This window comes from Pleomorphomonas sp. NRK KF1 (genome assembly GCF_023721755.1).
Classification (GTDB): domain Bacteria; phylum Pseudomonadota; class Alphaproteobacteria; order Rhizobiales; family Pleomorphomonadaceae; genus Pleomorphomonas.
Window position 1 is genome coordinate 825,805 of record NZ_JAMDLH010000002.1, and the last position, 22,934, is coordinate 848,738.

General features: G+C 57.6%; 18 protein-coding genes and 1 tRNA gene. 15 read left to right on the top strand and 4 right to left on the bottom strand.

What is annotated here, in order from left to right; all coding sequences use genetic code 11:
- The first annotated feature begins 36 nt into the window (after positions 1–36).
- The 13 genes from M4J39_RS09065 to M4J39_RS09125 all read left to right on the top strand — a co-directional run bounded on the left by M4J39_RS09065 (position 37) and on the right by M4J39_RS09125 (position 16,131).
- Positions 37–969: a carbohydrate ABC transporter permease gene (locus tag M4J39_RS09065; protein ID WP_251727480.1), complete on the top strand. Its 933-nt coding sequence runs from the start codon at positions 37–39 to the stop codon at positions 967–969.
- The gene (locus M4J39_RS09070) at positions 966–1,790 is read left to right on the top strand and encodes a carbohydrate ABC transporter permease (protein WP_251727481.1); all 825 of its coding nucleotides are present in this window, start codon (positions 966–968) and stop codon (positions 1,788–1,790) included. Before M4J39_RS09065 ends, M4J39_RS09070 begins: the two co-directional genes overlap by 4 nt.
- 53 nt (positions 1,791–1,843) lie before the next feature.
- The gene (locus M4J39_RS09075; RefSeq protein WP_251727482.1) at positions 1,844–2,917 is read left to right on the top strand and encodes an ABC transporter ATP-binding protein; all 1,074 of its coding nucleotides are present in this window, start codon (positions 1,844–1,846) and stop codon (positions 2,915–2,917) included.
- A 75-nt stretch (positions 2,918–2,992) separates the two neighbouring features.
- On the top strand, positions 2,993–4,666 hold the full coding sequence (locus M4J39_RS09080) for a tannase/feruloyl esterase family alpha/beta hydrolase (RefSeq protein WP_251727483.1): 1,674 nt from the start codon (positions 2,993–2,995) through the stop codon (positions 4,664–4,666).
- 329 nt (positions 4,667–4,995) lie between these two features.
- Positions 4,996–5,070: transfer RNA gene (locus M4J39_RS09085), tRNA-Thr, on the top strand.
- A 371-nt stretch (positions 5,071–5,441) separates the two neighbouring features.
- A complete protein-coding gene (locus M4J39_RS09090) occupies positions 5,442–5,852 on the top strand; it encodes a hypothetical protein (protein ID WP_251727484.1) in 411 nt (136 codons plus the stop codon).
- Positions 5,853–6,462: 610 nt separating this feature from the next.
- The gene (locus tag M4J39_RS09095; RefSeq protein WP_251727485.1) at positions 6,463–6,876 is read left to right on the top strand and encodes a hypothetical protein; all 414 of its coding nucleotides are present in this window, start codon (positions 6,463–6,465) and stop codon (positions 6,874–6,876) included.
- Positions 6,877–7,174: 298 nt separating this feature from the next.
- On the top strand, positions 7,175–8,494 hold the full coding sequence (locus M4J39_RS09100) for a tyrosine-type recombinase/integrase (protein WP_251727486.1): 1,320 nt from the start codon (positions 7,175–7,177) through the stop codon (positions 8,492–8,494).
- 504 nt (positions 8,495–8,998) lie between these two features.
- Positions 8,999–10,645 (top strand): carbamoyltransferase C-terminal domain-containing protein, encoded by a 1,647-nt coding sequence (locus tag M4J39_RS09105; RefSeq protein ID WP_251727487.1) that lies wholly within the window; start codon positions 8,999–9,001, stop codon positions 10,643–10,645.
- A 24-nt stretch (positions 10,646–10,669) separates the two neighbouring features.
- The gene (locus tag M4J39_RS09110; protein ID WP_251727488.1) at positions 10,670–11,506 is read left to right on the top strand and encodes a glycosyltransferase family 32 protein; all 837 of its coding nucleotides are present in this window, start codon (positions 10,670–10,672) and stop codon (positions 11,504–11,506) included.
- A 16-nt stretch (positions 11,507–11,522) separates the two neighbouring features.
- Positions 11,523–13,640 (top strand): family 16 glycosylhydrolase, encoded by a 2,118-nt coding sequence (locus M4J39_RS09115; RefSeq protein WP_251727489.1) that lies wholly within the window; start codon positions 11,523–11,525, stop codon positions 13,638–13,640.
- A 285-nt stretch (positions 13,641–13,925) separates the two neighbouring features.
- Positions 13,926–14,936, top strand: a complete 1,011-nt coding sequence (locus tag M4J39_RS09120) for a nucleoid-associated protein (RefSeq protein ID WP_251727490.1) — start codon at positions 13,926–13,928, stop codon at positions 14,934–14,936.
- Complete coding sequence (locus tag M4J39_RS09125; RefSeq protein WP_251727491.1) at positions 14,926–16,131, top strand: hypothetical protein; 1,206 nt, start codon at positions 14,926–14,928, stop codon at positions 16,129–16,131. The genes M4J39_RS09120 and M4J39_RS09125 overlap by 11 nt, the downstream gene beginning before the upstream one ends.
- A 330-nt stretch (positions 16,132–16,461) precedes the next feature.
- On the opposite strand, the gene M4J39_RS09130 is transcribed toward M4J39_RS09125, so the two are convergent.
- The 3 genes from M4J39_RS09130 to M4J39_RS09140 form a co-directional block, all read right to left on the bottom strand.
- Complete coding sequence (locus M4J39_RS09130; protein ID WP_251727492.1) at positions 16,462–17,370, bottom strand: 3'-5' exonuclease; 909 nt, start codon at positions 17,368–17,370, stop codon at positions 16,462–16,464.
- 262 nt (positions 17,371–17,632) lie between these two features.
- Positions 17,633–18,217, bottom strand: coding sequence for an SLATT domain-containing protein (locus tag M4J39_RS09135; RefSeq protein ID WP_251727493.1), 585 nt, complete (start codon positions 18,215–18,217; stop codon positions 17,633–17,635).
- On the bottom strand, positions 18,210–19,526 hold the full coding sequence (locus M4J39_RS09140) for a nucleotidyltransferase (RefSeq protein WP_251727494.1): 1,317 nt from the start codon (positions 19,524–19,526) through the stop codon (positions 18,210–18,212). The genes M4J39_RS09135 and M4J39_RS09140 overlap by 8 nt, the downstream gene beginning before the upstream one ends.
- A gap of 424 nt (positions 19,527–19,950) precedes the next feature.
- Here M4J39_RS09140 and M4J39_RS09145 point away from each other — a divergent pair, with 424 nt between their 5' ends.
- On the top strand, positions 19,951–20,766 hold the full coding sequence (locus M4J39_RS09145) for a hypothetical protein (RefSeq protein ID WP_251727495.1): 816 nt from the start codon (positions 19,951–19,953) through the stop codon (positions 20,764–20,766).
- Between the two features lie 187 nt (positions 20,767–20,953).
- Complete coding sequence (locus tag M4J39_RS09150; protein WP_251727598.1) at positions 20,954–21,508, top strand: tyrosine-type recombinase/integrase; 555 nt, start codon at positions 20,954–20,956, stop codon at positions 21,506–21,508.
- Between the two features lie 144 nt (positions 21,509–21,652).
- Here M4J39_RS09150 and M4J39_RS09155 read toward each other — a convergent pair whose 3' ends face one another.
- The gene (locus M4J39_RS09155) at positions 21,653–22,897 is read right to left on the bottom strand and encodes a hypothetical protein (protein ID WP_251727496.1); all 1,245 of its coding nucleotides are present in this window, start codon (positions 22,895–22,897) and stop codon (positions 21,653–21,655) included.
- Positions 22,898–22,934: the final 37 nt, after the last annotated feature.

The following is a 22,934-nucleotide window of genomic DNA, read 5'->3' on the forward strand; positions in this document are numbered from 1 at the left end:
CGCGGCGGGACAGGAGAGAGACGAGCGGAGCCCGAGATGAACGACGGAACACCCTCCGGAGACACCCGGCTGCGGATGTCGCGGCTCTTCCCTGGCGGGAAGAACCAGAAGGCCCGCGCCACGGCCATATTGTTCGTGTTGCCGGCCTTCACGGCCTATGCCGTGTTCGTTCTGGCGCCGCTCGTCATGTCCCTCTACTACTCGACGCTGCGTTGGGACGGCATCGGCAAGGCCCGGTTCACCGGGCTTGCCAACTATGCGACGGTGCTGACCGATCCCGACCTTCTTTCCATCATCGGCAACGCCTTCGAGCTGGTGCTCTATTTCACGGTGATCCCGGTGCTGCTCGGCCTTGCCGTGGCCTCCGCCATCCGCGGCCACATGGCCGGCACCTTCGGCACGCTGACCCGCACCGTGCTGTTCCTGCCGCAGGTCATTCCGCTGGTCGCCGCCGGCATCGCCTGGAGCTGGATGTTCGCCTCATCGGGTCTCGTCAACCAGGCGCTGACCGCCGTCGGCCTTGCCGACTGGACGCGCGGCTGGCTCGGAGATTTCGATTTCGCCCTGCCCGCCGTCGGCATCATCGGCGCCTGGGTGTTGCTCGGCCTCTGCACCATGTTGCTGGTGACCGGAATCACCAAGATCGATCCCAGCCTCTACGAAGCGGCGCGGCTCGACGGCGCCAGGCCATGGCACGAGTTCCGCTACGTCACGCTGCCCGGCCTCCGGCAGGAAATCGGCGTCTGCATCACCGTCACCGTCATCTCGGCGCTGGCCAGTTTCGACATCGTCTACATCGCGACCGGCGGCGGCCCCGGCATCACCACGATGGTGCCCGGTCTCGAAATCTACCGGCTCGCCTTCGCCCACCGTCAGGTCGGCCTCGCCTCGGCGCTTGCCATCGTTCTGATGGTGCTGGTGCTGATCGCCATCACCCCTGTCCAGTGGTACGCGCGAGAGAAGAAATGACGGCTGCCCAACCCAAGGCCTGGCTGGCGCGCCTGCTGCTCGCCCTGCTGATAACGGTGACGCTGCTGCCGTTCCTCAGCATGTTCACGGCGGCGCTCGCGCCCTCCGGCAGTTATCCGAATGGCCTGAGCTGGCCGGACGAGCCGCAGTGGAGCAACTTCGCCAAGGCCTTCGAGGCCGCCAACATGGGCCAGCTTCTGATATCGAGCACGCTGATCGTGCTCGGCGTCGTGCCTATATCGGTCCTCGCCGCCACCATGGCCGGCTATGGCCTCGCCAAGCTCACCGGCGGCCGCAACAAATGGATCTACCTGGTGTTCGTCGCCGGCCTGACGCTGCCGTTCGAGGCGGTGATCACCCCGCTCTACTACGAGGTTCGGGCGTTCGGCCTGCTCAACACCCGATTTGCGATCATCCTGCCGTTGATCGGCCTCTACATGCCGTTCTCGGTCTACTGGATGCGCGCCCACTTCCTCAACGTGCCCAACGACCTGACCGAGGCGGCGCAGCTCGATGGCGCCACACGCTGGAAGGAATTCTGGCTCGTCCAGGTGCCGCTCGCCCGGCCGGCCATCATGTCGCTGACGATCCTGCTGTTCCTGTGGACCTGGAACCAGTTCCTGCTGCCGGTGGTGTTGGTACGGGATCCGAGCCTGCGCACCATGGCCGGCGCCCTCGGTGCCTTCCAGGGACAGTGGGGCACCGACGTGCCGCTGCTGTGCGCCGGCTCACTGCTCATTTTGACCCCGACGGTCCTCCTGTTCCTGGCCTTCCAGCGCCATTTCGTCGCGGCGCTCCTGCAGGGCTCGGTCAAGGGATGAGGGCGCGCTTCACACAAGGCGGGCAATAGAATCCCCGCATCGGAGATACATCCATGGCTGGGCTGAAACTCCAGGACGTGCGCAAGAACTTCGGTGCCGTTGAAGTGATCATGGGCGTGGATCTTGAGGTCGAGCACGGCGAGTTCGTGGTCTTCGTCGGCCCATCCGGCTGCGGCAAGTCCACGTTGCTCAGGATGGTCGCCGGACTGGAGGAGACGACATCCGGTCGGATCGAGATCGGCGGCCGGCTCGTCAACGACGTCGAGCCGCGCGACCGTGGCGTCGCCATGGTGTTCCAGTCCTACGCGCTCTACCCGCACATGAGCGTCTACGACAACGTCGGCTTCGGACTGAAGCTCGCCGGCACCCCCAGGGACGAACGCGACGCCAAGATCCGGGCAGCGGCGCGGGTGCTGCAGATGGAGCATCTGCTCGACCGCAAGCCCGCCCAGCTCTCGGGCGGCCAGCGGCAGCGCGTCGCCATCGGCCGGGCCATCGTGCGCGAGCCCGACGTGTTCCTGTTCGACGAACCGCTCAGTAACCTCGACGCGGCCCTGCGCGTCGATATGCGGATGGAGCTCTCGCGCCTGCACACCGACCTCGGCGCCACCATGATCTACGTGACGCACGACCAGGTGGAGGCCATGACGCTGGCCGACAAGATCGTCGTGCTGCAGGGTGGCATCGTGCAGCAGGTCGGCTCGCCGCTGGAGCTCTACAACCGGCCGGCCAACCTGTTCGTCGCCGGCTTCATCGGCTCGCCCAAGATGAACTTCATCGAGGTAACCGTCGACGGCACTACCAACGATGGCGTCCGGGTCGCAAACTCGTTGCTCGCCTCTCCCGCCCTCGTCGGCCAACGACAAGGCATGGCACCGGGCGACACGCTGACCCTCGGTGTCCGGCCCCATGCGCTTCAGATCGACGACACCGGCCCGATCGGCGGCGTCGCGACGCTGATCGAGCGCCTCGGCAACGAGACGATCGTCCGCGTTCGTCTCGACGCTGCAACGGAGATCACGGCCGCGCTGACCGGCCAGAGGGAAATCGCACTGGGCGAGCCCATCCGCCTCGGCTTCGACCCGGTCGACGCGCATCTCTTTGCCGCCGACGGACGGCGACTGTAGCGGGCTGGCACGGCTCGATTCACGTCGGGATTGCCTGGGAGGGAGGTGGTCCTCAACCCGGAGGAAAGTCACGACATGACGACATCAGGCCTGGCATGGCTGGCGAGTGCCAGCGCATTTGTCCTTTTGAGCGGGCTTCCGGCGGCCAGCGCTGCCGACTGCGAGGGGTTGGGACCCCGGCTTAATCTGCCGGGCGTCCATGTCCTCTCGATCGAGCACCAGACCGCAACCAATGGCCTGCCCGGTCACTGCATCCTCAAGGCGGAGGCCAACCGTCGCGTCGGCATCGACGGCAAGTCCTACTCCATCGGCTTCGAGATGCGCCTTCCAGACGACTGGAGCGGCCGTTTCCTGCTGCAGGAGAACGGCGGCTCGGAAGGCGAGGTCGTGGCGGCCATCGGCGACGCCAGCCAGCCCAACGCTTATGGCGGGCAGCCGGCGCTGGCCCGTGGCTTTGTCGTGCTGTCCTCGAACGGAGGTCACGACGGCGCCGATCCCGCCAACGCCGAGGCCGGTCTGGTGGCCGGCGTCCTGTTCGGCCTCGATCCGCAGGCGCGTCTCGACTACGGCTACAACGCCGATGCCGTGCTGACGCCGATCGCCAAGTCGATCATTGCCACTTACTACGGCCGCAAACCGGACAGGTCTTATCTCGCCGGCTGTTCCAACGGCGGTCGCCATGCCATGGTGTCGGCCGTAAGGCTTGCCTCAGAGTTCGACGGCATCCTGGCCGGCGCGCCCGGCTTCAACCTGCCCAAGGCCGCCATCCAGCACGCCTGGGACATCCAGAGCCTGCGCCTTGCCGATCCCGACAGCCGAAAGTCGTTCGCGCCCGAGGATCTGGCCCTGGTGGCCGGCCGCGTGCTGGACGCCTGCGATGGCCTCGACGGCGCCAGGGACGGCATGGTCGGCAACCTTCGCGCCTGCCAGAAGGCATTCGACATCCGTGAGCTCCTCTGCACCGGCGAGAAGACGGCATCCTGCCTGACCTCGGGTCAGGTGGAAGCGCTGTCCCGCATGTTCGCCGGTCCGAGCGACGGTTCGGGCAAGGCGCTCTACTCCGACTGGTCCTTCGATCCAGGCATTGCCGGCGCCGACTGGCGGTTCTGGAAGATCCAAAGCCCGATTCCGCCTTGGGACAACTATCCCCTGATCGCCACCATGGGCGCGGGCGCCCTCTCCTACGTGTTCACGACGCCCCCGACCAAGACGGCCGGCACGCCGGCGGCGCTCGTCGACTATCTCGTCAACTTCGACTTCGACCGCGACGCTCCGAAAATCTGGACCGAAGACAATGGCGCATCGGCTATGAGCGTCATGACGCCCCCGGACGCGGCGGATCCCGAACTCGTCGAGCTCCAGGCGCACGGCGGCAAGCTGATCGTCTACCACGGCCAAGCCGACGGCGTATTCTCGGTCAACGACACCATCCGCTGGTACGAGAAGCTGGCGGAAAACAGCGGCGGCGACGCCAGCGCCTTTGCCCGCCTCTTCACGGTGCCGGGTATGAACCACTGTTCGTCCGGCCCGGCGGCGGACCAGTTCGACATGCTGACGGCGCTGACCGAATGGGTGGAGAAGGACAAGGCGCCCGACCGCATCCTCGCGCAGGTGAAGGCGGACAACAAGGAACTGCCCGCCGACTGGTCGAAGCAGCGAACGCGACTGCTCTGCATCTGGCCGAAGATCGCGCGCTACAAGGGAGGCGACCTGGAGCGCGCCGACAGTTTCGCCTGTGAGGCGCCTTAGGCTCACGTGCCGCCTAGCCCGGCTGCCACAAATGTCGACGCCGCCGCCAAAGTCTGGCGGCGGCGCCTTTCGGCTTTCTTGTCTTTCCGGCTGGACGGTGGCGGGCCTCGACAGCCATCCTTGCGAGGGATCGCATGGTCCCTCGTCCTTTGTCTTCAAAAGATTATGTCGGCAAAGCCCGTTTTCCCGGCTTCGACTTGGGCCGCTTTGCCACACGGGCTTTTTTGCCGTTCAATTTCGTACCGATGGGGTTGCACGGCTGAACGAACTGTGGCAGGAGAACGCCCGTCCCCGACGATCGGTCGCGAGGCCAATCGGCGGACAAAGATGCTGCGGTAGCTCAGTGGTAGAGCACTCCCTTGGTAAGGGAGAGGTCGAGAGTTCAATCCTCTCTCGCAGCACCATTTCCCCCTTGAAATCATTGACGTTTTTTCCGCCATTTTGAAGTTTTTCGAAATGGGAAGGGCTAGCACGCTGCTAGCACGCAGATTCTCGGGTCATGAAATTCAAGGGGTTAGGGGTAGCCGTGAGCGTGCTATTAGCACGCACCTAGCACGCCGAGGCACCACAGTAATTTGCTGGTGGCGACCTGCGATACGCGCTGCGCCGTATTTTTGCGGACCAGGCAAAGGGGGCTTTCGGGTTCGGCTCGCCGACTCGAAAACCACAACGGACTTCATGTAAAGCGCTCACAGTGAAACCGAAGCCCCGCAACTGACTCTCGCTGTCAGTTGTTCGCTTTTCGTTCTCATGTCATTCTCCGAGCATGAAGCCCTTGTCGACCATAGCCGAAGCGCGAGAGTTCGGTTGCACCCATGTTGAGCTGATCTGCTCGGCATGTAACCGGTCGCTCGCCTATTCGCTGGATTTGTTAGAACGCCGATCCAGTCAGACCTTGGAGCAAGCAAGGCAGTCCTTTAGGTGCAAGCGCTGTGGCGACAGGCCGGATCGGGCCTACTTTCTGAACCCCTACCCAGATCGCACCGACTTTGAATACGGCGTCTTCATCTGGAATGAGGCCCGCACCAGTGTTGAGCAGGTAGCATTCGCGGCCCAGTCCCTGATTGAAGCGGAGCCCGCATTCAAGTCCGTCTCGAAGCGCTACCCGCATCGCTGGGTAACGCTTGTGAGCAGAGACGCCCTTATCCGCGATTCCTATAAGCCAGAGTTTGTGTTCGATGGCTGATGCTCCCGACATCAACGCGCCTGTCTCGACGATCGATGATGCTGAACTTGCCGGCTGGCAGTCCCTTGGAACATCGTGCGGATGCCAGACGGTCTATCATCCTTGGCGGCTGCTCCGACGCGAGACCAGATATCGGCGTCTTGAGGAGATCGCGGTCCGCTTCCGCTGCTCCAAATGCGGCCGGCGCCCGACCCGCGTTTGGCTCTATTGGCAAGGCCGGCAGGACATCAAGGAGGAACGTGTGCGGGTTATTCTGGACACTGCATCGACAAAGGCCCTGTGCTCCAAGTCAAGCTCGCGATGACTTTGATGCGAAGATCCGTCCGGCGGTTGCTGTGAGGGCGGATTGAATTTAACCCCTGAGAGATCGTGATTTTCAATAACACCGCACAGCAGGATTATCGTGCGGTCGTAGAAAGCCAGCGATCCGACACAGCCCATCGGCCGCCGCTTCATAAATAGCCCAGTACAAAACTTTCCCAAGAGGCCCAGGTAGTCATCCAGGAGCACTACAAGCGTAAGCGATTGATTCAGCTATCTGCAAACCTTGGCTTCTATGTTGGGACATACAGATTGCCACCACGGACTGTAACCGTGGGGTGGAGGTTTTATGTCGCGTAACGATTCATATCACGGCGGATCAACGATCATTGGGCCGAGGACCCCCGATTGGTTCTCAAAGCCAAAGAAAAAACCAAAACCGTCTCCGAAGGCTGATGCCGAACAGCCAGTGAAAAAGCGGAAGACCAAAGCCGAAAAGGCCCAGGCAAAGGCAGAGAGGGCAAAGGCCAAGCAGCTGAAACTTGCCAAACGCGCCAAGCTGCTAAAAGCACGCGAAAAGGCTCGCGAGAAAGAGCGCGAACAACTCGAAAAGAAGAAAGCGCCCGCCGTCAGAAGGAATCCGGACGACGTGGCGCGAAGGTTGAATAAGGCGATTAGCAAGGTGACCGTTTTGCGTAAGGACAAGCGAGGCGTGCCCCGACTGATCAAGGAAGCTTCTGATGCCGACCAACTGACGCCCTGAGCGGCCGCCCGCTTCATCGCGGACACGAAGCCTGAACGGCTCGCACTTGAACCGGCTCGGTGTTGCGCGGGAGGACTCCAAAAAGAAAAAATAGGGGTTTTATTTTGCGGGATTCAATCCGCCCTTACAGCACACATAACCGCTTGCGATAGAACGCTTTTCTGCGTCATGCCGCCATCCACAGGGGCAAGCAAACGGTTGTCCAACCCTTGGGATTTCAATACGTTAACGGCAAGCTGGCGCGGCACTTTCAACGCGCCAACCCTGCTTTAGCCCTGGATCTGTCGGCCCGAATCCCATGAACGATCAGCCCAAACTGCCCTACGTCATATTTTCGCGGGAAGACAGTCCGAGCCTCTGGATCAGGTTTTCTGTACCGGGCGTTGGGCAGAAGCGCATTTGCCTCAAGACATCCGATGAAGACGAGGCAAAACGGCGCGCCGAGATCGAATACCAACGCGCCATATATGACGCGGAACGAGGCACACTTCCCGGGAAAACTTCCTTCGATAGAATCGCCCGGCAATATCTGGAACATGCCGTTCTGGAAGCCGGGAGCAATCCGTCCAAGCTATCCAAGGTCGCAGCCGACCGAGGCGTGCTCGACCGCTATATGGTCCCCTTCTTCGGTAGAAGCCCTGTGACAGCCATCAACGTTCCGAAGCTTCACAGCTACATGGCGTGGCGCCGAAGCTACTGGACGAGCGGGCCAGGGGCAAAAGAGACGCATATCGAATACGAGCGAAAGGGCCGTCGGGTGATCCGTCCCGCCCAGCACATTGAAGCGACCCTCAGCACGCTACGCCGAGAAGCCGTCACCATGAGGTCGGTGTTCAAACACGCTGTTCGGCTGGGCTACCTCAAGGCCTCGGATATTCCCAAGATCGACCTAGTTGCCGAAGAGCGGAACAAACGGCCGTCCTTCACTGACGCCGAGGTTGCCAAGCTCATGCAGGTCGCAGAGCAACGGATGATCGACGTTCTCGCTCCTCAGCGCCGAGGCAAGCCGTTGCTGAACTCCTGGAAGGACATGAACGGCAAAGAGATCACGCCTTCTGTCAGCCGCGTCGCCTATGAGCGAACGGTGCTCTACTGGTTCATCAACATCGCGCTCGAAACAGGCATGCGACCGACCGAGCTATTCAACCTCGATTGGGGGCATATCGTTGGCTTCAAGGAAGAGCGCAACAAGCCAATCGTCGAGCAGCGCATTCGCATTCTGGCCTATGGCAAAGGCAAGAAACCGCAGCAGCTCGTGCCGAACATCGGTGCTGCCACGAGTTTCGCCGCTCTTTGGGACGCTTTCCAAAAGGTACACGGACGGGCGCCGAGAGACGACGAGCCGGTATTCGTCAACGCTTCAGGTGAACGCGCGCAATCCTACAAGAAGAGCCTCAACGCTCTCCTGGAAGCCGCCAAACTCAAGACCGACGTGTTCGGGCAGGTTCGTTCCGCCTACAGCTTCCGGCACACCTATGCGACACGGCAACTCAGGAAGGGCACAGACGTCTACACGCTGGCGATCAATATGCGGACGTCGGTTCGGATGATCGAAATGTACTACTCGGATGTCGTGCCTGAGGATTTAGCGAAGCAGCTTGAGGGAAGCTACGATTGAAGGAGGTGGGCGGGTTTAGTCAGACGCTTTCCGCTCTCCGGTCAGATCACTGTTTGTAGGTAGGTTTCGTTGTATCGGCCACCAAATCGACGACCTCTTTGCGCCTTAATTGCGGTCGTTCAAGACGAGTCCTGCAAACGCCAAAAGCGGACACATAGATTGTCGCGCCGGCACCTACGCTAACGCCCACACTTGGAAACTAGTCTGGTCAGGAATTACGCCTTCAGCTGATGAAGCCATTCGAGCAGGGCGGAGCACTCACGTTCAAGGGGGCCATTGCACCACAGCTAGTTACTCGCGCCTCGACGAGAACGGCCGCTATAACAACGAGGTCGGAGACCTTCGGATCTAGGCTCGGAGATTGACGCTCGGCACACATATCCAACAGAGTGGATATTGGAACTCTCAGGAGACAACTTCACTTGAGACAAAACCCCATCTGCCTCAGTATTCTCCTTAAAGTTGATTCGGAACAAGAATCGCCTGCACAATGGGCGGGGTATCTTGAATATTTTCTCTTACAATCCAGGACATGACGGAGCCATCGTTTTTATCAAAGATGGACGTCTGATTTTCTCGATAGAGTCCGAGAAGGACTCTCACTATCGATACTCGGCGCTGTCCATTTCCCATGTCCTAGATGCCATCGGAGACATTGAGGAGTTACCCGACGTTGTCTGTACTGGCGGATGGTGGCCATATGACCACCATGAGTTCCTGTTCGGCTCACTGCGAAATTCCGGCTACAGAGGCGTAGAAACGGAACGGACGATCATCCAACCCGGTCGCTTCTTTAAGGGCAAGGTCGACTACTTCTCGTCTACGCATGAGAGATCACACATTCTTTGCGCCTTCGGTATGTCTCCACTGCCGATGGGCACGCCGTTTTATGCCCTGGTCTGGGAAGGAGACATCGGCGCCTTCTACGAGGTCGATTCCGCCTTCAACATCTCTCTGCTGGGCGACGTATTGAACCAGCCCGGAAACAGGTACGGGATGCTTTATGGGCTTGCGGATCCCACCTTTCCGAAAGACGGGCCCTATGCTCGGCAGAGTGATGCCGGCAAGTTGATGGCACTCGCCTCGTTCTCAACGCGACTCCAACCGACCACCGAAGAAACGAGGTTGCTACGGTTCCTGCTGGATGGCCCCTACAGAAAACTCAGCGATTATGAAGAAATCGACTCTGCGCCTCATCTAAACGTCGGATTGGACGACCCAGAATTCCGTAACTTTGCTGGAATATACAGCGACGCCATCTTCGATGTTTTTCATCAGTTCGCGCGTGCCAACATGCGAAAAGGCTTCCCTTTGCTGATAGCGGGTGGATGTGGCCTGAACTGCGACTGGAACTCCAAGTGGCAAGAGGCGGGGCTGTTTTCGGAGGTGTTCGTTCCGCCGGTCGCCAATGACTCAGGTTCGGCTATCGGCACCGCGATTGATGCCCAGCTCCACTTCACTGGAAACGCCAAGATAGACTGGGATGTATACTCCGGCCTGCCCTTCCGAAAAGGCGGCACGATAGACCTCGGCAAATATGACATCTACGATCCAGATCCATCGCAAACAGCGAGTTTCCTGGCGGCCGGTGCGATCCTGGCCTGGGTAAACGGCAAATACGAGATCGGCCCCCGTGCGTTGGGAAACAGGTCTATCCTTGCGGCTCCTTTTCGGGACTCGACAAGAGTCCGGCTCAACGAAATCAAGCAGAGAGAACAGTTCCGGCCGATCGCCCCAGTTTGTCTGAAAGAGGATGCCATGGAACTGTTCGGCTGCGATCGGGACAGCCCGCATATGCTGTACACGTTCCACGTCAAGACCGACGCGCTGGCTGCAGTCACTCATGTCAACCGGACTGCTCGTATTCAAACCGTAACGGCCGAAAGCAATAAGGCCGTCCATGATCTGCTCGCTGCATTCAAGCAGAGTTCCGGATATGGCGTCCTTTGTAACACTTCGCTGAATTTCAGCGGCAAAGGTTTTATCAACAACATCGTGGATCTGGATGTCTACGTCACGCAACACGGCCTTGATGGGTTTGTTGTCGAGGGGCGGACGCACCTGTTGAAGTCTTCGAAGATGTATCCTGAGCTCCTGCGACTGGCCAGCAGCCCCTTCAATGCCGCGTCACTACAGCCAACCTCGGTCTAGTTTTCCCTCGACGGGGACAACGATATGGATACCCGTTCGCCGGATTTTGAGAATGACGACGCACTGCGTTCCGCGTTCGTGCGCGAACTCACCTTGGGTCAGATCAGGGATGGGGATGAGCCCAACGGCAACTACTCACGTGCATCTTCCATCCCTAAAACGCTAATTCGCTATTGGCACAACCTCGACGAACTTCCGGAGGACGTTGAGGAGTGCTTTAAAAGCTGGGATCAACTTAGTCACGAAGGCTTCCAGATCAAGACTTTCGATGATCAGTCTGCAAGGGCTTATATTGCTGCCAACTACGGACTCCTTGAGACGGCAGCTTTCGCACGCTGCCGACATCCGGCCATGCGTAGCGACTATCTCCGGATGTGTTTCATTCTTGCCGAAGGTGGAATGTACGTGGATGCGGATGACGTTCTGCTCTCCGATGGCTGGAGACATTTATTCCGAGATGAGAGGCTGAAGTTACAGCCGCTATGTTACGACATCTCTTTCGGTAGGATGGTTCCAACCTCCCATTTATGGCTTGAAGATCTCCCTGCAGAGGGCCGCGTCTTCTACGTCAACAACGATCCGCTGGCCGCGCCTGCCGGTCACCCCTTATTGGCAAGAGCACTTAGAAGCTCGACCGTAAAGCTCCTAGGGGACGAGGAGCTCCCTATCATCCAAGCGACAACGGGCCCTGGGAACATGACCATAGCTCTCGCATATCACGCTCATTACCTTATGTCCTCTGGCTCTCCTCCGGACTTCGAACTACTGCGCAACTGGGACGAAATCGCGGAGACCCGATGGGATCTTTCCTATCGGGGGGACGAACGCAACTGGCGCAATGTGGAAGGTTCGGGTTTCTAACACGACAGGTCAGAGGATGAATCTCGGAAGGGCCACCGGCTTATTGCGCAAGCTCGCTTTCCGCGTCACACACACTGTGGGCAGCATCTTGCCCGGAGGAAAGATCGATGCCTTCGGACCTGGTCCTGACAGGATTGAGGCGATCACGGTCATCAATCTCGACCGCCAACCACATCGCTGGCGCCGAGTAGTGAGGGAGTTGCGCCACTTCAGGACTGTTCACGGTGCGCCACTGACTTCGATCGTTAGGCGTTTCGCTGCAATCGACGCAAGAGATGGCCGTGCCGTGGCTGCAACGGCAGACGTAGACCCCAACTACCGTATTGGAGACCAGCTCTACGTACAGCCGGATTCCCGTTTGAGTGCATGCTTCAATGATGATGAGCCGGTGAAGATGACTCGGCAGGAGATCGCGGTTGCACGATCCCACATCGAGGTTTGGAAAACCATTGCGGCCGGGTCGCATAAGTATGTCTTGGTGCTTGAGGACGATGTTTGGTTCAGGCGACGAGCGGCAGCATTGATCAATCGTGGGTGGCGGGCTGCCTTGCAGCGTTATCCGGATGAAGGACCCCAGTTGTTATACCTCTCGTACGTTGACGCTGGCGGGGCGGCAGAGCGTGCCGAAGCCTGCGACTGCCTATTTCGGCCGGTACGAGGGCTGTGGTTTCTTTCCGGATACGTACTATCGAAACATGGGGCTGCTGCGCTGCTGCGCTCGATGCCGGTTATCGGGCCAGTCGACATGTGGATCAATTTCCGCTTCCACGAACTAAGAACACTTGCGCTCTCCTCCCCGGTTATTATGCAAAGGCCCGACGGTACTTCAGACAACGTTTATTCGATCCTCCCATTCCTTGCCCGCGCAGGCGTTGTTGATGCCAATCAGTACGCAATGTCGCCGCATAAGGCACGGATCGGGCAATTGGTAGCCTGGAGTTCCGGACGGGAAAGAGAGAGTCTTCCTATGGCGCTCTCAATGTTGGGGCTGCGAGTCCGTGTTTTCGACAAAGACGACGAAGAGATCGGATACTCTCTCTTGCGACCGCTTTTCGAAGTCTTCGACGCCTTGATCGACCCTCCGCTTTCAGACGATGCTTTGACCGAAATTTTGACGAGTGAAGGGATCAAGTTTGTCGTTGAGGCCGACGCTTCCGAGAACTGCGGTTTTGACCTCGCACTTTTGCCGTCATCCCGAACATTAATCCTTACGGGAAGCGGCCCAGCCGATAGGTGGTGGGGGGCAATCTGCGCGTTCCTAAATATCGCGGAACCAGTTTATGCTTTTCCCGTCGGTGCGCCTCGTGGGTCTCGATTGTTCAGGGACGACCGGCCAGGTTCGCGTCAAAGCCTCGAACCTGCCGTCCAAAGAAGTGCGGTTCACCTGGACGAGTCACCATGGGTCTTGCCGCCCGAGGCGTGGCATCCGACCTTGCCGGTGGACCGACCTTTATGCCATTCGGGGCCGAGTATTGTACATGAATCCATGACTTCGGCGTCCTCAGAAATTCGAAGTGTGTCCGAGACTTTTCCCGGAAACCTAGCGGTCTTCGCGCACGACTCGGTAACCTATGATCACCGTGGCGCCACTGTCTCGATCGACCAGAAAGCGTCCAGCGAAAAGCCCTACCGGTCAGGCGCTTTGGCATCGAAACGGCTTTTCACGTACGGGCGCTTTTCAGCGGAAATACGGGCGGCACCGGGAGCGGGACTCGTCACCGGCTTCTTTCTTCACCGGCATGCGCCGCGACAGGAAATCGACATTGAACTGCCAGGCAACAATCCTTGGCGGATGCTGATCAACGTTTACTTCAATCCCGGCGATGACGGCACTGCCCTCGACTTCGGTTACCGCGGAACCCCGGTCTATATTGATCTCGGATTCGACAGCACGGCAGCTTCTCATCTGTATGAGATCGACTGGCTTCCGGAGGGCATTGTATGGTCTGTTGACGGGAACATCGTGCATGAACGGGTGGGGTGGGATCCAACGCCGATCCCACACCTTCCAATGCGCCTCCACGCTAACTTGTGGGCGCCTCGATCCGAACAACTCTCGGGGCGAATAGATAGGGCGAAGCTGCCCTCAACTGCGAAGTTCAGAAATATTTCCGTGTCTGGGCGCCCTCAGTGATACCTGCCAGCGTGTTCTGCCGAGCTTGGCCGCGTTGCGCCCCATGTCGAACGTTGCGGGTGCTGTAAGAAACATCCAAAGCCGTCGCTCGCAATACGGCCAGATGCGCAACTTTTGGGTGGAAGGGGGACAGTCGACTTTGATGCGACGGGCGCAAGAGCGGCGTTAGAATTAGGCAGCAGTCGCGCCGGGCGCCAACGTGTCGGACAAGCTCTGGGGCCTCCAATGACTGTGGCAATACCGCCTAGAATCATGAAAGGATAAGGCTGGGATTGGGAGGAGAATTTGCCTGACAACATCATCAAGGTTGCAATCCATCACTTGGATCGCAACCCGCAGAACATTTACGAAGTTCACCAGGGCAATGGGCAGCTCGCGGTCAGCGCGACGGCCAAACGCCTTATCGACGAGTTGCATAAGCTTTACGCCCGCCGCCCGTCCAAGGCCTACGGCAAGTTTTCCGAAAATACGGTCGACTACCCGACGTCGGTCCGGCTGACCGAATACCTGATGCAGGCCGCGTCTTTCGAAGACACGACGATTGCGCTGATGAACACCCTGGCGAAGGAAGCCCAGGGGCGCGGCGCCTCCGAAGGGGGGCATGTGTTCTTCGCACATTTCCAGCGCGATGACAGGCAATACATCCTGGTCGCCATCGTCAACGACAAGATCAGCGCTGCATTGACCGATGCGGCCGACCTCCAGGACGTCAAGCACCTCGATGTCGATGGCTACCGGTTCGCCGGCCGGGTGAGCCTAGAGGGTTGGGCAAACAACGAGGAGCGGTACGTCAGTTTCTTGAAGGGCAAAGGTAACGTTTCGGAATACTTCATGGCCTTTCTGGGCTGTGACATGACCGCAGCCAGCCGGGTCGATACCTCCAACATGGTCAAGGCCATCAAGCATTTTGCCGACAGTCGCCCCTTCGCGCCGGCCGAACGTGCCGAGTTTATGACTCGTGCAAACGATATATGCGCCAGAGACTCCAAGGCCGACAAGCCAATCAGCTTTGCGACCTTGGCGAACGAGTTGTATCCCGATGACCCGGAAGCCCTCATCGAGGTTCTGGCCGACCCCGATCGCGGCCTGAGTGACGGGTTTGTTGCTGATCGCAGGGCATTGCGTGGCTTGGTGTCGTTCAAGCGGAAGACCCCGAACTGGTCGGTCGAGTTCGAACGCGAGGCGCTGAATTCTGACAAGGTCCGGTATGACGTAGAGACGAACAGCATTATCCTTTTCGATGTGCCCGATGACCTCCGTAACGACCTGCTGGCGGAGAGAGCCGATGGCGAATGACGCCATCACCTGGGCGGACCTTCTGGAGATATACCGGAACTCCGTCTGGGTTGACGACCATACTGCAAGTCTGACCATCGTCAGCGATGGCATCGCAAGGACGCTAAAGCTCGTCGAAAAGTCCGATCGCGCATATCATGAGGCCGACATCGCCTTGCAGGACGATAAGGCGCAGCTCGCGGTCGGATCCGTCGTCGAGGTGCGTATCGGTTCTCCACATCGCAGCCTTGGCCTTTTGAGCAAGGATTGGGACGCGTTGCTCGCCTCCTCATTTTCCAGAATGCGGGAGCCGTCGGCCTTCTTCATCCGTTCCGACAAAACCCACAATGAGACCCTGCCTCCCACCGAGACGCTTCTCAAGTATCGGTCGACTCTGAAGCTAGTAAAGATGCTTTCGGAATCGGCGCTGTTCGCCGATCAGCAGCAGGCCAAGCTCGTTTACTTTGCCGACGCTCGCGTCGAAGTGCAGGTAAAGTTTGCAGCGAAGGACCTGCGCTCCATCGATCCCGCTCAGGTAGACCTGCTTGAGAAGGTTCTCGAAGGCGAAGTCCATGCGGAACAGCGCCTTGGTATCCTGGCGGATGCAGTGGTGGAGCTCGTCTCCGGTCAGAGCGCTGCCGGCCGCTTTCACTATCTAATGCAGAATGTCGACGAACTCGTGCGCCGGGTTCACGACGGGTACCGCCTGTTCGCGTCGAGCTTCTCTTACTCGAAAATTCGCAGCGAACTAGAAAAGACCCAATCCGAGTACGTAGCTAGGATCCACAAAACATTCAGCGACATCCAGGGCCAGCTTCTTGGTCTGCCCGTTGCATCCGTTGTTGTCGCCACGCAATTAAAAGCGCCGACCATGTGCGGGCCCGAGCTCTTGTCCAACATCGCCGTAGTGTGCGGTGCCTGTCTCTTCGCCGCCTTGCTGATCGCGTCCTGCATTAACCAATGGATGACGCTCGACGCTATATCAAACGAGCTAAAAGGCCAGCGGACAAGGCTCAACGCCGAGTTCAGTGAGATCAAAGACCTTTTTACCGGAAGCTTCGATGCTCTCGACGGCCGAATCCTGTGGCAAAGGTGGATAATGGGCTTGATCGTGGGCCTGTCCGTGATCGGCGCCGGGTTCACTGTAAGAGCCTATCTCGTGCTCACGAACGTCGACGCTTGGTCTTGCCTTGTCAGGCATGGGCCCACATCGTAGTGCACGGCCACAGCCAACAAGGCTAACGGTGGCTTTTAGCGCTGACCATTTGAATCAGGCGCCCCGGGACAACGGGCGGCTTCAAAATACTCTTCGCATCATGCGAATAACTGGGATTAGGTCGAAAGCGGTCGTGATTGCCGTTCGCGCCAAATGAATCCTATTACATCACCGCACGTCAAAAGCTGCCAGTCCGCTTCCGGCCCGATAACAGCCATGCCGAGGCAATAATTGGAATCGCCGGAGAACCTGCAGACAGCGACAATAGGCTGCACCCGCCTCTGTTTTTCGATCCTCATGACACGCTAAGTGGCCGCGCGAGATCTGGCCTTACACGCGTGAAGAAAACCGCTCATATGCAGTTATCCTGGTCGCGAAGATCTCGGCCTCGTGCTGATAGATCTCGGCTCGTAGGAACTCTATTTCGGCCTCTCGTAGCGCCTCGTCGACATCAATGTGCCAGGCTTTTGGAAATCCGTTAGAGCCATCATTCCAGCGGTATTTTCTCGCCTTCAGGGCGTCTTTCAGTTCATAGGGAGCGTACGTCGCCCAAATCCGGAAGGACGGCTTTCGTGCCGCTTCCAGCATATGATCTAGCGCGGTTCGGCCGCTCTTGGGCATATTGGATGCAAGAAGCTCTATTGCCGCGAGGCAGTCGCTGACAGCTCGATGCTTGTCGTAGAAGAACCCGAACTGAGTGGAGAGATACCCAAGCTTCGTGCCCTCGAATCCCTGCTCTTGCCACGGGACCTGCGACATTGAGCACGCCCAGCATTTGTGTTCGAAAGCGTCTGGAGCAAAACGCTCAAGCATCTTTCGGTCATAAGCAGCATTGTGCGCGACGATGAGATCAGCATCTCTCGTGAAAGCTATTACCTCGTCTGGATCTATCTCACAGCCAGCGACCATCTCATTGGTGATACCGGTGATTTCTGTGACCTCGGCCGGGATAGGAATCGAGGGTTCGCGAAGCTTGTTGAAAGCTGGCAGCACACGAACGACTGTACCGTCGGGCGTGAACCGGAATGGCACCATGGCAAGTTCGATAATCTCATCTCTGCTCGTGTCGAGACCGGTCGCCTCCGTATCCACGTAGAGTCCTAGCTTGGTTTCCTCGTCAGGAATGCCGAGCACCGGTAAACGTGGAGCAAGCTTTCTCAGGACGCGGTAATCTGGCGACGCTTCAAGAGCCTTCGCGATCACTTCCAGATCGAGGTCGATGATTTCGTCGAACGCCATTTGGCTCCCAAAAACTGCCCCCAGGGTCGCCAGTCCGAAAGGCACTTAAGCGCGTCCGGCGAGCGTTCTCAAGCCATAGAGAGCGTTTTCAAACAAAGTTGGCGCGGCTTCGGCTCAAAGGCGAAGCCGTGATTGCGTACGTTGTCTAGATGTAGTTGGACGAGTTCAACGACAAAAATGCAGTCTTATCGGTACTTCTGATTGGTAGCCGCCACCTATGGCAACTTTGCCCGACAAATGCCCGACTGACAGACGAGCACGATCACATACAACGCAACACGTAAACACCTAGAAGTAATAGCATGAATGAAGCGACACTGACCATAAAGGATAGCGGCATCTTATCGCGCCAGAACTTGAAATGCTTTTCCTCATCAATCCACTCGATCTGATGCTGCCAGAAGAACTTATAGTGAGCGTACCAGTCACTGAAGAGGATCTGCTTGGACAGATTGGAGCTAACCAACTCCGTCTCGAGCGCTTCTAGCTGCTGCCGATAGACGTCAAGGTTATCGCTCTCATCAGCTCCCTGCACATCCCGGTAAAGGTCACGCAACCGATAAAACAGGGCTGTCAGACGTTCCCCCTCTTCGCTGTAACTAACTTTGTTGTGGTCGTAGTGAGTGACATACAGGCCGGCAACACCAAGAACCACGAGGGCCGCCGCAATCCACTTGCTGTTAAGCGGTTCGTAGATGAGCGCAAACACTCCCACCGCCAAGGAGATGAAACCGATGAGACCCGGAGCCTTTTGAACAATGTCGTGCGTCGCGAAGTTCTTCTTCGCTCCAAAGCCGACGTTATAGCCAGTCTCAGCAATACTCTGAAGCAGGCCCTTTCTATTCATTGTAGTCCTCTTGGTTCGCGCTTATCGGCACGTGTATCCGGTCGGTCGCCACGACAATGCCATCTACGACCGCATAGCATTCCACCACGTGATCACCCCTAAAATTTGTATGCTCCACTATTGTCTTATGCCCACCATCAGCGACGATCTGGCCACGGATGCAGTCGCGTTTGATGGCTTCCTCCCCCCGATTAAGAACCTTCCAGAACAGCCCATAACTGCCAGGTATGTCTGTATCAACAACGGTGAACGTTAACTTCTTGCGTGGCATCAACAGCTTGCGGTCGCGTAACATCTCCCTCAGGGAGGCCGGACGAAATCCCACTTGCTCGACTTGGCAGTCGATCTGAATGTTATTTCGAACGTCGATAGTAAGCACGTCCTCGATGAACTCTTCTGTCATGCGAACTGCACGCCCGGCATACCCTGTGTGCTCCGCTTTCTGAGCCTTCTCAGCTGCGGGGAATCGCCTTCCATACACTGAGCGCCACTTATCGTTCTGATTATCCTTGCCCTCGGCTTCAATAGCCTTCAAGCAAAGCTCGTGGGCCCTCTTCGCTTTACGTTGGAAGCTCTTCTTCACCTTCACTCGCTGCCCACTGCCAAGCGCCATAAAGTACTCCTGGCTCGGCAGGTCCTTGAGATAGGCGAAGAAATCGCGACTCATGTAGTCGTAATAAAGGTAGCTCTTGTCATCGTAGTCACTGGTCGATTTAAGGAAATCGTAGGCCAGTGTATCAATCAGGAGTCCGCCGATTCCTACGCCGTGTTTGTTTTTCCACGCACGCGCCATCCTGCAGAGCCGACGAAGATTCTTGTTTTTCTGAGTGTCGAACTCAGACATTGCCTCAATCTCGTCGCGTGGTTTCGTGATTTTCCAAGCGCCGCCATTGTATGTATCTGGGTACTTGAAGCTTCCGTCGTCTTGTTCAAATACAGGCTGCGCCTCCACCCGAAAATTTGAGTAAATCGCCTGCACTACCAACCGATCCACTTTGATGGTCGTGTTAGGGTATCTAGCCCGGATGGCGGCGGCGGCCTCGGACAGCAGCTTCGACTGGCCGCCATCCTTATAGTTCTCCCACTCACCTTTGGGCATAATATAGAGCATATCTAGGTCCGAAATACCCTTGATTGCCGTATATCGCCCGTACGAGCCGACCTGCAGCGTGTTTGCGGTCCTAGACTCTGTATCGCGGAATTTCTTGTTGAGTGCGTATGTCAGCTCCCCATAACGATCTGAGATCGTTTGCGCGTTATCGACCGCAAGATTTCCGAGAAACTGTTTAAACGTGTCTGCGATACTCAAGGTCTGCTCCTCACCGCCCCTAATTTGGCCTGTATCGGTCAAATTCCGAACGTCGCTGCTTTTCAGGGCCGATGGAATAGCGAGTGCATTGGATCATGGTCCTGGCAGTTAGTCAGCCCCGAGTTCCAATCCCGTAACTGGCGGTTGCTCTGGTCCCTCGCACATAGCCTTAGCTCAATCCCCTAGCTCTTATATCGCAATCAGAGGCTGAAGTCTAAAATCGGAAGCAGTATTGGTACGCCTGCTAGAAGACGCATACTGCTTGGCGAAGGGATGGGGTATCGGAGAGGCTATGACTCGGAATTTCGCATTGAGCGTTATAGTCCACTGGCGGGAATACTTGGTTTAGGAGAACATGCGGACATAAGACAATTTCGTCCAGACGAATGAGCGGACGGCACCGATCTGCCGACGGAGCCATTAAATGCAAATTCCGACTTACGAGAAGTTCATCAACTCGATGACCCGTACCGATAACATCGGTCAGATTGTAGCGTACGATTGGTATATATTGCCCAACCCCCTACATGGCGCTTGGATGACTTATTCGGTCATGCTGGATGACTTTGCTCGAGAGCTGGCCAATGCTGTCAACGCCTTTACAATGAATGTACGCAGGTTGAGTGCGTGGGCAACCCTTCTACCAACTTTGGAACAGAGGCTAGCGAACGAGGCAATGCACGAGTTCGTGGAGCCATTGGCAACACTTGCGTTGCTGTCCCCCTATATGGTCCGCTCCCGTTTCGTATACGCCACCGCCCATCTATGCCACCAAATCAATCTAGTTCGCGATGAAAACTGGACCGAAGCATCGCTCCCCAGTGATAGTGAAATCTATATTGATGCGGCTGACCGGCAAGGCAGCCCTTGGCGCGAGTACAGGCGCTTGAAACTGAAAATCGAGAAGATTGGCGGCAGGAGATTACGCGAGGCCACAAGCGACTTCCGTAATGCCTTTACGCATCGCTTCTCGACTCGCATCGGACTAGGCATCACGAACCATGCGACGAGGCGCTTGGACAAGAGTACGGGTCGAGTCACTTATGTTTTCGGCGGCACGCACCCTCTTGACCCAGCCGAGATAGCGGCGCTCCTAACGACCGAGTTGGGTTGCTGTTATGCTGCTTTCGAATACTTTCAAAAGCTTGTAGCAGCCCATAGTGCGTTCATCGTCCCGAACAACAAATTTCTACTTGACCAGCTTGATGGCGCTCGATCAATAAACGCGACTACATCGTGAGCCTAACCGCAGACAAACGTCATAAAGCAGTGCTTTTGTGACATTTTCGGATTTCCCCGCCCTAACCTATTGGCGCAACGCTGAAATTTTAGCCCGGCAGTTTTCGGTAGCGATGCCGATCATATGGAAACATCATGAAATGTGAGCAATTACAGCATTTTGTGAGGTTTCTATGCGCCAAGCTCGGGTGTTGACCGAACCGGAATTCAAACGGCTACTGGCCGTCGTGGCACAGACCAAGCATGCCGAACGCAATCGGCTAGCTTTCATGCTGTCCCATCTAGCCGGACTACGCGTTGGCGAAATCGCCGGTTTGCTGGTCGGCGATATGCTGGAGGTCGAGGGCGCCATTCGGAAGCGCATGATCGTCCGTGCCTCGATTGCCAAGGGAGGGCACGAGCGGGTTGTGTTCCTGAACGATCGGCTGCGGCATGAAATCGAGCGGTATCAGCTTTCAGACAAGCGAAAGCGCAAGCTAGGCGATCCGCTGCTGGTGACGCAGAAGCGCACGGCGTTCTCGCCCAATACGCTATGTCAGTTGATGAACCGGCTCTACGGAGCTGCAGGATTGGATGGCGCTACATCGCACAGCGGTCGTCGTTGGTTTATCACCAAGCTGGCGAATGCCGGGGTTGGTACCAAGGTCATCATGACATTGGCCGGTCATAAGCATATGACCACGACGCAGCGCTATATTGATGTGCGTGAGGATATGTTGCGCGCCGCTGTAGAGTTCCTTTGACAATGGTATCTCGCCTTCTCGGAAGACGCGGACGATCGGCTTGGAGCCTACTCGAAAGTAGAGGCAGAGGGATACGATCTCTAAAGGCCGAATAGCAAAGCGGCGGCTGACCAATCTCAACCGCCGCTTCGTCTTCTGAGAAGGTCAACGCTCCTCGTCATCGACCACTGGCCCGTAGTGAGCCAAGTATTTTTTGTACCGCGACAAGTGCGCGCCGGGCGTTGCGCCTCCCCAGATAAGTTCAAATCCCTCCCATGCCCTGCCGATATGCCATGGTATCTTGCCGAGGCGAGTGTCGGCTTCGACTTCGGCCAAGCGGTTCACCTCGGCTAGAACCATAGCCTCTTTGTAGACCTCGTGATTTGACAGCATCGTCAATCCGACTGTGTCCCATCCTGTCCGGCTGCCTAAATTGCCTGGGTTAAAATCGCCATATGTACAGAGATCGCCAATTGGACTTTTAAACGGGAACGGCTTGCTGCGATCCAGGGCAGACCTGTCGTTCGGGAATTGATACTCGCCGAATACGATGTCCCGATCGCTCATCTGCCAATTTAGTGTGACACGATGGTGAGCTTTTACATTCCGAAAGGCGAGCGCGCTATCGAAGCTGATCCGGATATCTGGGTGGAGATGCTTGCGGAGAGCCTTTTGAAGGCCTGTGAGCATCAGACCGAAGCCTGGGCGCGCCGTTCCCAGCACGTGGATCCAGCGCAGACGATCAAGCTGCTTGGCATCACGCATTTGGAGCAGACGCTTTGTCCAGGCCCAGAGATCAAGCCGCGTATGGCCGGCAAGCGCGATACCTTCAAGTTCGGGCTGATAGGGCGCCATGGTTTTGCACCAGACGTCGGCCTGCTTATGGTCGAGCCCCTGCATTACGTTGCAGAGGATCAGGTCGGCTCGCTGCCGGCGACTGATCGCGTACTTGGCGTTGTTCTCGGTCTGGTCTAGGCAATCCTGAAATCGGGTGTAGCCACTTTCCGGCACCAGCAAGCTTCGGGTCGGGACATCGAGCAGTATTCCGACGTCACATTGAGCCTCCTGCCAGTCAAGCACCTGCTGACGAAAGGTTACGAGGGGTGTCTTAACATTGCCACCAATCACCGAGTAGCCGCCGCTGTCGCCGACCAGGATCGTCTTGGTTCGGTCGCGAGTGGAGACCATCGTGGGCACGCCGGACAGCATCTGCTTCACGCCGTAGATGGCACTGTAGAGCCCCGCGTTGTAAGTGAAGAGCGCGCTGTTCGCGGCGAAATAGTTGAGATCCGCCATAGTCAGCCCTGCCGGCAATTGCCGAGAGGCGGAACCCATAACTATGGAGGCGTAGTTGTCGTCGAGAGCAGGCAAAAAAAGAGCGCTCTCGGGCTTTGCCGAGATGTCATTCATTAGAATTTTCCTTGGAAATGCGATGGGAGGAAGGGCG

What these genes read in the sequence shown, in the direction of transcription:
- M4J39_RS09065 (WP_251727480.1), top strand. Translation starts at nt 37, where the DNA reads ATGAACGACGGAACACCCTCCGGAGACACCCGGCTGCGGATGTCGCGG.
- M4J39_RS09070 (WP_251727481.1), top strand. Translation starts at nt 966, where the DNA reads ATGACGGCTGCCCAACCCAAGGCCTGGCTGGCGCGCCTGCTGCTCGCC.
- M4J39_RS09075 (WP_251727482.1), top strand. Translation starts at nt 1,844, where the DNA reads ATGGCTGGGCTGAAACTCCAGGACGTGCGCAAGAACTTCGGTGCCGTT.
- M4J39_RS09080 (WP_251727483.1), top strand. Translation starts at nt 2,993, where the DNA reads ATGACGACATCAGGCCTGGCATGGCTGGCGAGTGCCAGCGCATTTGTC.
- M4J39_RS09095 (WP_251727485.1), top strand. Translation starts at nt 6,463, where the DNA reads ATGTCGCGTAACGATTCATATCACGGCGGATCAACGATCATTGGGCCG.
- M4J39_RS09100 (WP_251727486.1), top strand. Translation starts at nt 7,175, where the DNA reads ATGAACGATCAGCCCAAACTGCCCTACGTCATATTTTCGCGGGAAGAC.
- M4J39_RS09110 (WP_251727488.1), top strand. Translation starts at nt 10,670, where the DNA reads ATGGATACCCGTTCGCCGGATTTTGAGAATGACGACGCACTGCGTTCC.
- M4J39_RS09115 (WP_251727489.1), top strand. Translation starts at nt 11,523, where the DNA reads ATGAATCTCGGAAGGGCCACCGGCTTATTGCGCAAGCTCGCTTTCCGC.
- M4J39_RS09125 (WP_251727491.1), top strand. Translation starts at nt 14,926, where the DNA reads ATGGCGAATGACGCCATCACCTGGGCGGACCTTCTGGAGATATACCGG.
- M4J39_RS09130 (WP_251727492.1), bottom strand. Translation starts at nt 17,370, where the DNA reads ATGGCGTTCGACGAAATCATCGACCTCGATCTGGAAGTGATCGCGAAG.
- M4J39_RS09135 (WP_251727493.1), bottom strand. Translation starts at nt 18,217, where the DNA reads ATGAATAGAAAGGGCCTGCTTCAGAGTATTGCTGAGACTGGCTATAAC.
- M4J39_RS09145 (WP_251727495.1), top strand. Translation starts at nt 19,951, where the DNA reads ATGCAAATTCCGACTTACGAGAAGTTCATCAACTCGATGACCCGTACC.
- M4J39_RS09155 (WP_251727496.1), bottom strand. Translation starts at nt 22,897, where the DNA reads ATGAATGACATCTCGGCAAAGCCCGAGAGCGCTCTTTTTTTGCCTGCT.